Source organism: Arsenophonus sp. aPb, from assembly GCF_029873475.1.
In the GTDB taxonomy this organism is placed as follows: domain Bacteria; phylum Pseudomonadota; class Gammaproteobacteria; order Enterobacterales; family Enterobacteriaceae; genus Arsenophonus.
This window is the reverse complement of the sequence record NZ_CP123499.1, coordinates 373,422-387,696: the sequence shown is the minus strand read 5'-3', so window position 1 is coordinate 387,696 and position 14,275 is coordinate 373,422. Positions and strand designations below refer to the sequence as shown.

General features: G+C 38.1%; 16 protein-coding genes. 12 read left to right on the top strand and 4 right to left on the bottom strand.

Annotated elements, in window-relative coordinates; all coding sequences use genetic code 11:
- Positions 1 to 3 precede the first annotated feature (3 nt).
- The 4 genes from sctW to QE177_RS01660 are packed head-to-tail and all read left to right on the top strand — an operon-like array spanning position 4 to position 4,586.
- Positions 4 to 1,080 carry a type III secretion system gatekeeper subunit SctW gene (sctW, locus tag QE177_RS01675; RefSeq protein ID WP_280551023.1) on the top strand — a complete coding sequence of 359 codons (1,077 nt, stop codon included), beginning with the start codon at positions 4 to 6 and terminating at the stop codon, positions 1,078 to 1,080.
- A gap of 22 nt (positions 1,081 to 1,102) precedes the next feature.
- Positions 1,103 to 3,151 (top strand): EscV/YscV/HrcV family type III secretion system export apparatus protein, encoded by a 2,049-nt coding sequence (locus QE177_RS01670; protein ID WP_280551022.1) that lies wholly within the window; start codon positions 1,103 to 1,105, stop codon positions 3,149 to 3,151.
- Between the two features lie 19 nt (positions 3,152 to 3,170).
- Positions 3,171 to 3,587 (top strand): type III secretion protein, encoded by a 417-nt coding sequence (locus QE177_RS01665; RefSeq protein ID WP_280551021.1) that lies wholly within the window; start codon positions 3,171 to 3,173, stop codon positions 3,585 to 3,587.
- 6 nt (positions 3,588 to 3,593) lie between these two features.
- Positions 3,594 to 4,586 (top strand): hypothetical protein, encoded by a 993-nt coding sequence (locus QE177_RS01660; protein ID WP_280551020.1) that lies wholly within the window; start codon positions 3,594 to 3,596, stop codon positions 4,584 to 4,586.
- Positions 4,587 to 4,617: 31 nt separating this feature from the next.
- Here QE177_RS01660 and QE177_RS01655 read toward each other — a convergent pair whose 3' ends face one another.
- The gene (locus tag QE177_RS01655) at positions 4,618 to 5,568 is read right to left on the bottom strand and encodes a tyrosine-type recombinase/integrase (protein WP_280552188.1); all 951 of its coding nucleotides are present in this window, start codon (positions 5,566 to 5,568) and stop codon (positions 4,618 to 4,620) included.
- A gap of 118 nt (positions 5,569 to 5,686) precedes the next feature.
- Entirely contained in the window at positions 5,687 to 5,992 is a 306-nt protein-coding gene (locus tag QE177_RS01650) for a helix-turn-helix transcriptional regulator (protein ID WP_280551019.1), read from the bottom strand.
- A 97-nt stretch (positions 5,993 to 6,089) separates the two neighbouring features.
- Here QE177_RS01650 and QE177_RS01645 point away from each other — a divergent pair, with 97 nt between their 5' ends.
- The 6 genes from QE177_RS01645 to QE177_RS01620 all read left to right on the top strand — a co-directional run bounded on the left by QE177_RS01645 (position 6,090) and on the right by QE177_RS01620 (position 10,179).
- Positions 6,090 to 6,374: a DNA-binding protein gene (locus tag QE177_RS01645; RefSeq protein WP_280551018.1), complete on the top strand. Its 285-nt coding sequence runs from the start codon at positions 6,090 to 6,092 to the stop codon at positions 6,372 to 6,374.
- Positions 6,375 to 6,389: 15 nt separating this feature from the next.
- Positions 6,390 to 6,590 (top strand): hypothetical protein, encoded by a 201-nt coding sequence (locus QE177_RS01640; protein WP_280551017.1) that lies wholly within the window; start codon positions 6,390 to 6,392, stop codon positions 6,588 to 6,590.
- Positions 6,591 to 6,601: 11 nt separating this feature from the next.
- Positions 6,602 to 6,826, top strand: a complete 225-nt coding sequence (locus tag QE177_RS01635) for a hypothetical protein (protein ID WP_280551016.1) — start codon at positions 6,602 to 6,604, stop codon at positions 6,824 to 6,826.
- Positions 6,823 to 7,119: a hypothetical protein gene (locus QE177_RS01630; RefSeq protein ID WP_280551015.1), complete on the top strand. Its 297-nt coding sequence runs from the start codon at positions 6,823 to 6,825 to the stop codon at positions 7,117 to 7,119. The genes QE177_RS01635 and QE177_RS01630 overlap by 4 nt, the downstream gene beginning before the upstream one ends.
- Positions 7,120 to 7,140: 21 nt before the next feature.
- The gene (locus QE177_RS01625) at positions 7,141 to 7,425 is read left to right on the top strand and encodes a hypothetical protein (RefSeq protein WP_280551014.1); all 285 of its coding nucleotides are present in this window, start codon (positions 7,141 to 7,143) and stop codon (positions 7,423 to 7,425) included.
- 87 nt (positions 7,426 to 7,512) lie between these two features.
- Positions 7,513 to 10,179 (top strand): toprim domain-containing protein, encoded by a 2,667-nt coding sequence (locus tag QE177_RS01620; RefSeq protein WP_280551013.1) that lies wholly within the window; start codon positions 7,513 to 7,515, stop codon positions 10,177 to 10,179.
- A gap of 71 nt (positions 10,180 to 10,250) precedes the next feature.
- Here the strand turns inward: QE177_RS01620 and QE177_RS01615 are convergent, their stop codons facing one another.
- Both QE177_RS01615 and QE177_RS01610 read right to left on the bottom strand, forming a co-directional pair.
- Positions 10,251 to 11,435, bottom strand: coding sequence for a hypothetical protein (locus QE177_RS01615; protein ID WP_280551011.1), 1,185 nt, complete (start codon positions 11,433 to 11,435; stop codon positions 10,251 to 10,253).
- A 1,217-nt stretch (positions 11,436 to 12,652) separates the two neighbouring features.
- Positions 12,653 to 12,841, bottom strand: a complete 189-nt coding sequence (locus QE177_RS01610) for a hypothetical protein (RefSeq protein ID WP_280551010.1) — start codon at positions 12,839 to 12,841, stop codon at positions 12,653 to 12,655.
- A gap of 119 nt (positions 12,842 to 12,960) precedes the next feature.
- Between QE177_RS01610 and QE177_RS01605 the strand changes: the two genes are divergently transcribed.
- Positions 12,961 to 13,671 (top strand): hypothetical protein, encoded by a 711-nt coding sequence (locus QE177_RS01605; RefSeq protein ID WP_280551009.1) that lies wholly within the window; start codon positions 12,961 to 12,963, stop codon positions 13,669 to 13,671.
- Between the two features lie 69 nt (positions 13,672 to 13,740).
- Complete coding sequence (locus QE177_RS01600; protein WP_348519922.1) at positions 13,741 to 14,040, top strand: ogr/Delta-like zinc finger family protein; 300 nt, start codon at positions 13,741 to 13,743, stop codon at positions 14,038 to 14,040.
- Positions 14,041 to 14,275: the final 235 nt, after the last annotated feature.

Sequence of the window (14,275 nt, the reverse complement as noted above, 5' to 3'; positions counted from 1 at the left end):
AAAATGGTAGACATCAATAAAATTAACTCATCAGTTTTGTTACGCCAGCAGCCAAAGACGCAACACTCATCTGACATTGAAACAACCAAACCTACAGCAACAGTAGTAAATCACCACCACCAGCTGTTAGATATTATGGATGATATGTCAATGGCAATGAGTCAATTTAATCGCCGACAAGATCTACAAAAGAAACAGCACGATAGCAGTGACATAAATAGCCGTATTTTGGAAGATAATGCAGATAAAAAACTGGCCATAGCAATAAAATTATTAAACAATCAAAAAAATAAGTTAGCCGATATTTTAGCCTTACTGCGCCAATTTTTCCCTGATGATAGTGACTTTGTCTCAGTGCTAAAGGAGCTTTTACGCCGGCGTTATTTTTCTGCCTCATTGGCCCTTGAAATTGAAGCCGAGATCAATTCACTTTGCCAGGGTAGTCATCAACGAGCAAAAACAACCCGTGCAGGTATCAATATTGCGCTAAAAGCTAAACAATTTAGTTATCAAACGGCCTTAAGCGCCATGGAACTCCGCCAGTTATACCGCGATTTCATTAGCCAAGATATTGAGCCGCTATGGTTTTATGAGGAATGGGTTAATCAATATGGCTATGATAAACGTTTTTTAATTATTGATTTTGTTTTGCAGTCATTACTCTGTGATATGCAAGCATTGTCGCCCAGTTGCTTTTTTATGCCCGAGTTTGCTGACTATTTATCATCTCTAGGAAGAATCAAACAACTCTCTTCTGCTGACAAAATCTTTTACGCTTACTGCTCTAATCTACCCTTTTTAATACAGCCAGATGCTCAAGGGTGTTGGTTACCCATTTTTATTAAGGGATTAAGTGATCCTGAAGCGATGATGATGATCATTCAAGATATTATTGCTAATAAACAGCTAACTATTGTTATCACTCAACACATTTTATTGCTTCAACAACTGATAGCAGCATTTAAAGCGATAACCATAGAAATCTACTTAAGCCCTGAGATCAGGGAAAAAACCTTGTCACAATTACTTTCATTACTTGATTTACTTTATCAAAAAGAAAAAAGCTTAAGTCGTCTTTAATTTTCAAAGCAGGGAACGCAATATGTTGCAATCAGTTTTGTTGCAAATTAGAAACAAGCCGGAACTTATCGTACTTGGCATCATGATCTTAGTGATTGCCATGCTAATACTGCCACTGCCGACTTATATTGTTGATCTGCTGATCGGCTTAAACATTGTCATTTCACTATTAGTATTAATGAGCTCTTTCTATATTACCAAGATCATTCATTTCACCAGTTTCCCCGCTCTGTTGTTGATTACTACCTTATTTCGACTGGCATTATCTATTAGCACTAGCCGCCTGATTTTACTCGATGCCGATGCCGGCGACATTATTACTTCCTTTGGTCAATTTGTGATTGGTGACAACTTAGTCGTGGGATTGGTGATCTTTGCTATCGTAACCGTAGTGCAATTTATTGTAATCACCAAAGGCTCTGAACGAGTGGCCGAAGTTGCTGCCCGTTTTTCGCTTGATGCCATGCCGGGTAAACAGATGAGCATCGACGCTGATTTAAAATCTGGCATTATTGACAATGAGGGTGTCAAGCACCGCCGCATTGAGCTTGAACAAGAGAGTCAATTATACGGTGCATTTGATGGTGCCATGAAATTTATTAAGGGAGATGCTATTGCTGGCATTGTGATTATTTTTGTCAACTTTTTAGGCGGCATTTCTGTTGGTATGATACAGATGGGCTTTAGTTTTAACGAAGCATTGACAACTTATACCATGCTAACCATCGGTGATGGATTAGTCGCCCAAATCCCGGCTTTACTGATCTCAATTAGTGCCGGTTTTATTGTCACCAGAGTGGGAGGTACGCAGAAAAATTTGGGTCAAAATATTATCAAAGAGCTGTTTTCCCATGATTTTTCTCTAATTATTACCGCAGTTTTAACGTTTATTATGGGTTTTTTACCTGGCTTTCCAACCCTGATATTTATTTTGCTATCAATATTAATCAGCGCCTCCTATTTAAGAAAAACCTTAGCTAATAAAAAAATAGCTAAAAATCAGAAAAAAATTAGTAGTCAACATAGTAGTATTAATAATAGAGAAAATAATGTTCAATCTGAATCTAATGAGGATATCTCTTATCATGAAGCGGTGCCATTGATTATTTCAATCTCTGAGCAACATAAAGATTATATTGAAAATAATCGATTAACCCAGTGGTTAAAAAATCAGATTTTAATCCAATATGGTTTGTTATTACCTGAATTTATTATTAATTATTCTGCCAAATTAGAGCCCTATAAGGTCATTATTTTAGTCAATGAAGTTAAAAGCGAAGAGTTTCATATTATCTTTGAAAGTTATCGGGTGCTTAATAAAACCAGTGAGTTTAGTCAGTTGGGTCTTAAAAACCAAATAACCCAGAAACAAGGTGAAATCTACTACTGGGTACAGCAAGAAGAGAAAAATAAATTAGAACCGCTAGGCTATCTGTTTGCAAGTGATATTAGCGAGTTTTACTGTTACTTCAGTCAGGTGATAACTCGTAATATCAGCGAGTTTTTTGGTATTCAAGAAACGAAAGATTTATTAGATCAATTAGAAAGGAAATATCCTGAATTATTGAAAGAGTGTTATCGCCATGTATCGATCCAACGTATTACCGAAGTATTACAACGGCTACTACAAGAACAGATATCGATTCGTAATATTAAGATAATTTTAGGCGGGCTGGTGCAATGGGGCCCTAAAGAAAAAGATCCGATTATGTTAGTTGAACAAATTCGAACACTTTTAGCACGTTACATTACAGCTAGTTTTATCTTTCAACAAAAATTACATGTACTAATCGTTTCAGCAGAGCTGGAAGAAATTATTCGGCAAGGAATACGACAAACTTCGGCTGGCTCTTTTTTAAATCTCGAACCTGCTCAATTGGATCTGGTACAAGATAGGTTATTAGTCGCAATTAAAGAGAATTATATTACCCCTAAGATAGTTTTACTCTGCTCAGTCGATGTACGTCGTTTTATAACAAAAATTTTAGCAACACATTATCCTGGTATCAATGTGCTCTCTTTTGCCGAGATCACGGAAGGAACTGAGGTCAATATCATAAAAACAATTTAATCAATTCAAGGACTGAATTATGCAAATGGATCTTGCTTCACTTGTCACAGATGCAATCAAAACAATGGGAAAACCGGATTTATTTCCTCAAGGACATCAACTCAATAATCATTCTACTATCACGCTTGAATTAGAAGAGTTACCTGATATTCATATCGCTATGGTAAATGATTTACCCATCATATGGGCTAACCTGGGATATGTAGAGCCCAATGTTATTCGACAACTAAGTGAACCTTTATTGGCATGCATAATAAGTAACCATTTGTCTTTTTTTTATCCAGGGCAACCCGCTTATTTTCTCAATGATGAAAATATACTTGAGTTACGAGCAAACTTCTCAACCACAGCAATAGAAAATGCGACGCAATTTGCCGAAGCCATCGACAATTTTTTTCAATATATGCTCAATATCAACAAATTATTGATTGGTTAACTGGCAATGAACATCAACTTTATACCCTTTTATCCTGCTGCCTATCCGGTACGCATTCAGGGAAACATGATTGAGGCGCCATTAAAAAAAGTGTTTATTGGCGAAATTTGCTTATTAAAACCCTATCCTGGCAGCCCGCAAACTATCGGGCAAGCTCAAGTGATCGGTTTTCACCACCAACAAACATTACTTAGCTTAATGGGTTCTTCCCATGGACTTTCTTTAACAACAGCCATTGAGCCAACAGGCCATACACTCTCTATTCAACTAAATGAAACGTTATTAGGAACCATGTTAGATGTTGCAGGGCACCCCATCTTACGCTTTGCGCCGCCAATAGCATCGAATGCTACTAGCTGTCGACGCTCAGTTAATACCAACGCGCCAGATTTCTTAAGCAGAAAACCTATCACTAACTATTTTGCCACCGGTATTCGCGCGATTGATGGGTTATTAACGTGCGGTGTAGGACAAAGATTAGGCATCTTTGCCGCCGCGGGTTGTGGCAAAACCATATTAATGAATATGCTAATTAACTATGCGCAAGCTGATATCTTCGTTATCGCATTGATTGGTGAAAGAGGCCGAGAAGTTACTGAGTTTGTTGATGAATTAAAACGCTCACCTCGTGGCAGTCGAACGATTCTTATTAGTTCAACCTCCGATCAGCCAGCCGTTGATCGCTGTAATGCCGCTTTAGTGGCTACCACCGTAGCAGAATATTTTCGTGATCAAAATAAACATGTCATTCTTTTTATCGATTCAATTACCCGCTATTGCCGTGCCTTACGTGATGTTGCCTTAGCTTCGGGTGAGCTGCCTGCTCGCAAAGGTTTCCCCGCTTCGGTTGTTGAACAACTCCCCTCCTTACTTGAGCGGCCTGGCAATACACAAAAAGGCGCATTAACTGCCATTATAAAAAATAGAAAATCAAATAGTTACTTTAAAATCAATAAATTAAATGCTTTATATTGCATTGAATTACTTAGTATAGCGTGACTAAAGTGGACAAAATGTGGATCAAAATTAATTACTGTTCCTGATTCTTTTCTTCATCCGCAAGAGGACTAAATTTTACCGCCTCAAAAAGATAATCAGGCGAAAGATGCGCATATTTCATCGTCTGTTGAATATTGGAATGACCAAGAATTTTTTGGAGAGTGAGAATATTTCCGCCATTCATCATAAAATGGCTTGCAAAAGTATGCCTAAGGGCATGAACAGCTTGACCTTTCGGCAGCTCTGGTGCAACTGAATGTATCGCATCCCGAATAAGAAAATAGTTAATATCTGAAAATAAAAATTCTTTAGTTGATTGATGCAATATATTAAACAAATATTCTGATATCGGAACAGTTCTGTTTTTTCCATTTTTTGCATTAATAAAAGTAACCCGATCGCACTTAATATGATGCTTTGATAATTTGATCACCTCGCTCCATCTTGCTCCCGTAGAAAGAAATAATCTCACTGCTAACTGTTCGTTATCGCTTAATTTACTTATCAACTGTTTACACTGTTCTTTTGTTAGATAACCCATTTCATGTTCATATGTTTTTAATCGGGAAATTTCTCTGATGGGATTTTTTTCTTTAAAGTGACCCGCATCAATCAATGCCGCAAACATACCACTTAATGCCTCAAGTTCCCGATTCATCGTATTCGGCTTTACACCCTGGCCTATTCGATTAATACGATACTCTGAAACCGTTTTCGCATTAATATGGTTAACAGAAGGAAACCCCATTCCTCTGTTGATACGCTGGAGTTTTAATAAATTAGAATGGCCGGATTTCATCAGTTGACCGTGAAACTTCCACCATAAATCAATAAGACTGGATAAATCTCGCCTATCTGTGGGTTTACTTAACCACTCTTTACTATGGTGTGTTGCCAGTATCCATTTTTCAAACTGCATTGCCTCATATTTAGTCGCGAATTTTTTCCTGAATCGTTTTCCATTGCGTCCATTTGGACGAATATCGACAAGATAACCGCTTCCAGTAGATTTAATGCTCACAAATTAAACTCCTTACCTCCACAAATACCACCATTCCCCCAAGCTATTTTTATTTGATGCTGTATCATGATTTTTTTAATCATTTTCCAACATTTGACGCCTTTAATAAGTTCTTGATTCTCTTTTGCCCATCAGGGGAGAGAGATGGAGCTATCTGCCCCGCTGTTTCATTTGTTTTTCCAGTCATGAGCCAAAGTGTATACTTTGTAAATTGTGGGTGTGTCGTTATCTTAATTAATGTTTCGCTACCAATACTCTCAACTCTGCCTGTTTCATAAAATTTCTGAGCACTAGCAGGAATGCCTGTTAAATCAGCAAATTGATCTCTAGTTAATCTTTCACTTTCTCTAATTATTCTAATTTTTTTACCAATATTAGTTGACATGGTAGTAATCCCAACCCTAAAATCATATCAGGGGTAGTTATTACAACCCTGAAATTATTTGAAATTGCGTAAAACTGCGTTCATTAGGAAATAGTACATGATGACTGAAATGAAGAAAAGGAAACACATAAAACCTGATCGGATTCGTGCTCCTGTGATCTTCCCCTCCGATTATCCCTATGGTGATAAAGTTTCTGAACCTATCTCAGCTTACGCTCAGCGAATTGGCGTAAAACAAGGAACCGTTAGGACACAATGTGATAACGGTACGCTTCCCATTATTCAGCGTAAACGCGGGGCAAAGCGTGAAGTAAATCTGTATGCCCTTTATTTACGCGCCAAATATAAAGCAGAAGAGTTTATTCGCCAGCATGAACACTAATTAAAGGAAACTCATATGATAATTACCCAGCATTTTACCTGGCATTTTTTACCGGCTGACTATTCAGGTCTCTTCAAATGGTCTTTCTTTGTACAGCAGAATAATAAAGCAGAGCGCCCCGAAAAGCAGACCGTCATTGCCCCTGATTATCCAACGGCTAAAAGATTTATGGCCATGCACATGTTTAGCGTCTTTGCCGGCAAAGTCCCGGTGTAAGGAGAGGTGAGATGACGTCGTTATTTCATTTTGAAATTACTGCTTGTTTACCCGGCGGCAAAAATAAAACATGGCACTTTTTGGTTGAGGCGTGTTTTGAAACGCAGGCCGGCCTTCGGGCAATCATGTTTCTCTATCTGTCCGGCTGTAAACAGATTCACATTATCAGCAGTGAAATCGTCAGCCCAGATTCGGTGAAAAAATATCCCCTTTATGCTAACCGGACACTACATTGAGTCTTTTTATGTTACCTAAATACGGTGAAGTCTATCAGAGTCATAAAACCGGCCGGAAAGTGTACACGCTGGGATATAAACACCTCACGGATAAAAAAGCCGTTTCTCACTATGAAGTGTGCTTGGTCGACAGCCAGACACAGTTATATTCTGAAATTCCACTGGCATGGTTTCAGGTAATTTATAAAAAAACCGCTGAAACTATCCAGTTTGATGACATTAACATTTTGTTTCGTTATGCCTGTCCGCTCCCATCATCGGCGCGGGATGAAAAATACGGGCATTACCTGTAACGTATTAAGATGAGGTCAGTCATGGCAACGCAACCCCCGTTACGCAGGCATTTTACCGCACATCATATTATTGAAGAAGAATCCGTATATAAAATTAATGAGATAAAAAAACTGACCAATATGTTGTCGTCATTATTTGATTGTCAGTCTGAATCGATTACCTGTTATCAAAATACCGCTATCGGGTATTTATTCCACCTCATTTATCAGGAAACCGAAACCATCACCTCAACTATTCATTTATCCCGGCATGGCCTGGATATTGAGCGACAGGAAAATAACGTTAATGTGACGGTTAATAAATAAAAATAAATTTTTCGCTTCCTGAATAAATTAATAAAAATCTAAAAGAAAAGCGCCTTGGACAATAAGGCGCTTAGAGGAGTTTTACGTATGAACTGTCATATTTTTGCAGATTTAATTATACCAAAATTACTGCACGATTTCCAGTTTAAACAACAAAATGGTTATTTACGCCAAGGGGTCTGTCCGAATTGCAAAAAGCGGGAATTATTTACCTCAGCAGAGAAACCCTTTGTATTACGCTGTGGCCGTGAAAATAAATGTGGGGCGGAATTTATGGTTAAATCCCTTTACCCTGAGATTTTTGATAACTGGTCAGCCCATTACCCGAAAACAGAATACGCCCCGCATGCAGCGGCGGATGCTTATTTACAACAAGCACGTGGGTTAGACATTGTACCACTTAAAGGGTTGTATACCGAATCCAGTTATCACGCTAAAGGGCTGGGGGCTGCAACGGTAAAATTTGCCTTACCCAATGGCGCTTACTGGGAGCGGATTATTGACCAGCCTGACCGCTTTGACCGCAAAGCTAACTTTTTTGGCCGCTATAAAGGGGTCTGGTGGCAGCTACCCCAACAGGACTTGGTGACGGCCAGTGAAATCTGGCTAACGGAAAGTATTTTTGATGCAATAAGTCTTGCCCAAAATGGCTGTGTAGCGGTGTCACTGATGAGTTGCCACAATTACCCGGAACAGTCGTTACAGGCGCTCAGAGCCGCACTGGGCGATAAAAAACCGCCCTTACTGGTCTGGGCACTGGATAATGGTAAGGCCGGCGAAAACGCCATACTAAAATACGTGGCACGCAGCCAGCAGGCGGGCTGGGCGGCTACTGCTGCCCGACCGGCTGAAAGGGGTGAGCAGTATGACTGGAATGATTTACACCTCAAAGGCCAGTTAACGCGTAGAGATTTAATTCGTTACCGTTACTATGGGGATTTATTGCTGGCCAAAAGCGCCTCTGATAAAGCGCTGTTGCTGTTTCAGCACACCGAGCGCCATGAGTTCGACTTTGAACATGATAACCGCCTGTACTGGTTTAAACTGGATGTTGAACGTCATATGAAAGCCGTAGAGCGTATCCAGAGTTCAGACCCGCATTTATCCGAAGCCGCTGCCCGGAAAAAAGCCTTGCAGGAATCCGGCGCGGTGACCGAAATTGCCAACTGTTACCCAACCCCGCTTTATTTTCAAAAATCCGAAGAGACCGACGAATCCTGGTACTACCTGAATATTGATTTTCCCCGCAGTCTGCCACCGGTGAAATCTACTTTTACCGCAGCACAACTAACCAGCGCCTCTGAATTTAAAAAACGGTTACTGCATATTGCTAAAGGAGCCGTCTATACCGGTAACACCCAACAACTGGATAAAATACTGAAACGGTCCTTACCGCTTATCAAGGAAGTGAAAACCCAAAACTATATCGGTTATAACCGGGTAGTTAATGCCTATATTTTTAATCAGGTGGCCATCCAAAATGGCCGAGCCTATTCGCTTAATCAGGAAGATTATTTTTCCCTCGATAAGTTAGACATTAAAACACTGGCCTCTCAACCGGCTTTACGGCTCAATCTCAATTTCGAGCAGTTTACCACCCAATGGATTGATGATTTATGGCTGGCATTTGGGGTGAAAGGCTACGTGGTGCTGGCCTTCTGGTTAGGGTCACTATTTGCTGAACAAATCCGGGAACATTTACAGACCTATCCCTTTTTAGAAATCTTTGGTGAACCGGGTACCGGAAAAAGTACCTTACTTGAATTTATGTGGCGCTTATTTGGCCGTGAGAACTATGAAGGCTTTGACCCATCGAAGGCTACCGCAGCCGGACGTGCCCGCAGTTTTGCACAGGTCAGTAACCTGCCGGTGTGCTTAATTGAGAGTGACCGTAATCAGGGTAATGCCAAACTACGGGCATTTGACTGGAATGAACTGAAAAACATTTATGACAGTGGACTATTACGCAGTGTCGGGCGCAAAGGGGGCAGTAATGACACCGAAGAGCTGATTTTTAGAGGGGCGATTGTGATTGCGCAGAATGCCCCAATTTTAACCGAAGACACCGCCATCCCTGAGCGCTTGATTCATCTGTCTACCGATAAAAACCATCATACCGCCATCACCAAAGCGGCCGCTATTCGTCTGGAGCGTTATGCTATTGAGTCCCTGTCGGGCTTTGTCCCTAAAGCATTGATAAAAGCCGAGACCATTTTTAATCAAGCCTGTCAGCGTTATGAAGTTATTGACCAACAGCTATATGCTGACCCAGCAATCAATCATACCCGTATTGCCCGTAATCATGCGCAAATTATTGCCTTCTTGGAAATGCTGCCTCAGGTTATCCCAATCACCCCACAACGGATTGAAGCGACCCGTGCGTTTATCGTTCAGTTGGCCAGAGAACGGGTTAAAGCCGTGCAGGAAGACCCGGACGATATTAATGAGTTTTGGGCAATGTTTGATTATCTGGACAGTGAAGGTGTTTTCGGCGTCAATCATGCCAGCAAAGCAGGTATTTATGCCGTTAACTTCAATCAACTGGCACAGGTTGCCAGTGAAAAGCGGCAGCCTTTCCTGGATATTGTGGCCATGAAAAAACGGCTTAAAATGGGCAAGGTGCGGAAATTTATACGCACCAAAAGTATGCGAAGTAGAGTCAATGCTAATTATAATACCTCGTTACCCATTGGCAGCACACTAAAAAAACCCGAGGTGGTTGAATGCTGGATTTTTGAAAAGCGGACAGCCTGAATGATGCTACCCTGTTTAACGAAGCCCTGATAGACAGGGCTTTTTTATTGTGTTTAAAAACTCAATTTAAACTAAACAATAGCCGGTACATCAAAGTGATCTTTGTTATCGAATGTTAATTCGATATTTCCTTCATTACCAAAACTATCAACAACCTTAATGACAGGGTTATTAACTAAATCTTTCCAACCTTGTTGATATAAATTACTGGTAACCGGAATGGTATTCTTATATAAAATTAAGTTAACAGCACCGTTTTTATCATCGATATATTCTTTTTTTACTTTTGGATTACATAGATATTTAGTAGGATAATTACTATTCTTATCATCAAGTATATAAAAGCCATCAATATCGATAATATCGTTCATTGAATACCATAAATTCACCTGATAACTATTTTCCTGATATTTTCCAATAACCGCACAAGGATAATGAGGCTCTTTAAAGATAGAAAAACATTTAAAAACCTGTGGACTTCTTACAACATGCATTTCCTGACTTATATCCTTATTTTTTATTGGATAATAAGAAATAACATGTTCTTTAAAAAAATTATTTACGCCAGTTTCTTTACTTGGAAGAATTTTAATAATCGAACTCATCATTTTTCCCTTATAGGAAGAAGGAGAGTTACTAGAATAAAAAGTTTGATAATTTAAATCAGCAATTTCAGATAATATACCTGTTTGTATCGTAATATTATCTTTATCACTGTAACGAATGGGTTCTCTAGCAGTAATGGTAATGTTTTTCGGGTTTTTAAATTCATTGCCTTCTTTGCCATTTGGCCCATTTTTGGTCGATGTACCAAATTGAGAAGTATTAAATTTACCTACACCGGGAATGTCAACACCACCGGCAATAACAACTCCATTATCCTGTCTGTCACAGGAAACAAACTTATGGATACTAATAAAACCATCATCCATTACTTCAATTTTTTCATTTTGACTATCAGCACGTTGGATATATTCAATCACTTTATTATATCCATTATCTTTGTCGGATATTTTCCAGCCCGATTTCAGGTCATTACCCGAAAAAAAGTCACAAAGAAAAATATGTTCTTTTACATCATTTTCTTTTAATAAAATAGGTGAAAGATTTTTATCTACTATGCGTAGAGTAACCATAACCTCTACTTGATTCCTACCATTACCATAAATTGCAGCTTTATTATTAACTGAATTTGGAAAATCAATACTTAAATGAGTTAGGCGATAAAAATCATCCCAAATATTAGATGAACTCATAACAACCTCCAGAAATAAAAAATAAAGAAAACTTGTTTTCAAGAAATTTAATTAAAGAACTTTTTAAATTCTTCATTTTTATGTTCACATAATATTTTATACTTTCCCATTTAATTAAAAATAAAAACCATGATAAATAAATTTCACTTAAGTAACAAATTGTTATATTTAAAAAATCATTGTACTTATGTTAAAAATAATATAAATTTATATTTATTAAAGTAAAATAAAATTATGATATTAAATGTTAATCGTTTTTTATTTTATGGCCGTTTTAATTGCACAATAAAATTGAATTATTTTTTTGTTTTTCATCAAGTCACCCTAATAGATTTAATATTCACAAATAACCATTCATCGTTTTTAGTAAACAACATTTTCTTTTGATATCGAAATTTTGCGCAGCGAATGATAAAAAAACGTAGAAAATCGCAGTCATAGCCCCGCCACGCCTGCCCACTAAATGTAGCGTTTTCTATGCACCTGCATAACCGTCGTAAACCAAGACTATATCTGGCCTACCTTGCGGTTAACAAGTGCAAAAAAATTACGCAAAATTACGCAAAAACTTGCACTTTTATACACGCCAATATTTGTGCCCCTGAGCCTAGACATTTTTGTTCATGTTTTAACCTTAATAAGTGGTTTTTAGGCCATCATGGTCAAATTACTGTCAAAAACAAAAAAATAATAAATAAATAACAAAAATAAATCATTTAAGTTTATTTTTTAATCATTATTAATAGACTTCAAAATTTTAGGGTATATGTCGGAAAACCCTTACAATCCTTACAACTGAAAAAATAACCAATAACTTACTGTTTTTAAATAATTATTCTCATCACGCAAACCCTTACAAAAGGCTTACAAAACCCTTACGTGTAAGGATTAAAAACGCTTACAACTAAAATAACTAACTCATTGATTTTATTGACTGTAAGGATTTAGTAAGCGTTTGTAAGGGTTTTATCCTTACATTCAGTTTGTTATTTTTCAATAAGTTAGACCCTGTTTTACCGGTTGTAAGGATTGTAAGGGTTTTCCGACGTACCCCCCATCCCCCTGAGATTTTGTGATTTTTAGCATTAACAGAAAAACAACATTATCGATGTGATATGACAGGAAGTAATACAAAGGCTATCAGAGAGGAGAAAACCATAAAAAATAGCCACCTTGTCAGGTCGCTATTTACTGTTCAGACAGTCTTTTGTCCGTGATTAACAGTCGGTCAGAACGCTATCGGAAGGGTTACTTTTCTGGCTGATGTGAATTGTGCTATGGCCAAAGGTATGCACGCGTCCATTTTTAAGTGGCTCGGTTAATTCCTGTTGAATTTTTTGACACAGGGAAAAAGCCTCCTGTTCACTCAATGTCACACTTTTGCCATCAATATTTATCTCTATCATTATCACTACTCCGTTAACGAAAGTTCCCCTATTGTAATATTCATCATACAAATCCGGTTGATACCTTTTTTGTATTGTTAGCCGCACAATGCGAAAAAATATCCCTTCGAGATTTCATCATGACCAGCCATAGCGAATTACCTGCCACCCTTCAACCTTATGTGGCGGACTTTAGGAAAAAAGAACAGGCTTATAAACAGGCCGGACAGGTTTTAGCTGAAAAAGAAAATACAATTAAACAGATTAAAAACAGAAAAGCCGAAACAGAAAAAACACTCAAAGCGAACAATGCACAATGGCGCCAGCTCTTTCACCAAAATAAGGGTGAAATGACCAAACCAATGAAAGCGTTACGCACAGAATGCGTGTTAGCTAAAGAGACGCTAGAAGAGTTCGACAAACTGATTGCGGCCACAGAAAAAGACATCACTCCCTACCAGCATCAACTTGGCATTGCGGCCGGTCAGTTAATCGATGCACGCAGTGAACTGCTTACCCATTATGCCGACTATCTGTTTCAACACTTTATGCGTGAACATGGTCAGACTTTAAATAGTGTGATGCGTTTTTATTACTATGCCCTTAATGTGAATGAAACCCGTAAAGCGGGGCTATCCTGTGTTTATGAGGGCGTCAATGATAAACAGGTCATGTTTAATAATTTTACTCACAAGCTGATGACCCACTGGCAGACGGATTTAAGCGGTGATGACATAAAAGCGCTGCCTTTGGAAATCAATTTTCAACTGGACGATAACGTCTATCTTGACCGGCAATATCAGCCAACACCCTGGGAAACTAAAAAGGCACATCTTTCTAAAAAAGCCTAAATGCTGTTATTATTAACAATAGAATCACTTAAGTGATTTAATTAACTAAGAGCGAGCTTATCTATGGCGATGCGATGTCCTGTTTGCGGTGAAACGGCGCATGTGCGTTCCAGTTATTATGCGTCTAAAACAACTAAAGAGAGCTATCATCAGTGCAGAAATATTGAGTGCTCCTGTACCTTTAAAACACTGGAGAGTCTTTACGCTATTATCCGACGACCACTGGCACCGGATGAAATTGAGAAAAAGGGCGAACAGAACATCGAAAAAGAGGAAGAATCCAATTCCCTACCTCATCAGCCGACTATCCACTGTCTGAATAAGTATGGTGATCATTTTAAAATCATTGATCATCATTTAGAGAGATAATCACTTATTTATTAGTAAATGAAATTTTTATATATAAAAATAAATAGCTATTTGTTATGAAATATTAAATATTATGTTTATATTTTAAAGCATTATCTAATTAATTAAAATATTTCCATCAATGAAAACATTAAATAGTATATTTTTTAATAAAAAACTTTAAAAAATATAGTATAGCTAATATAGATGGGAATTAAATCACAAAAAATAATAAATATTATTGCGTCATTTATCT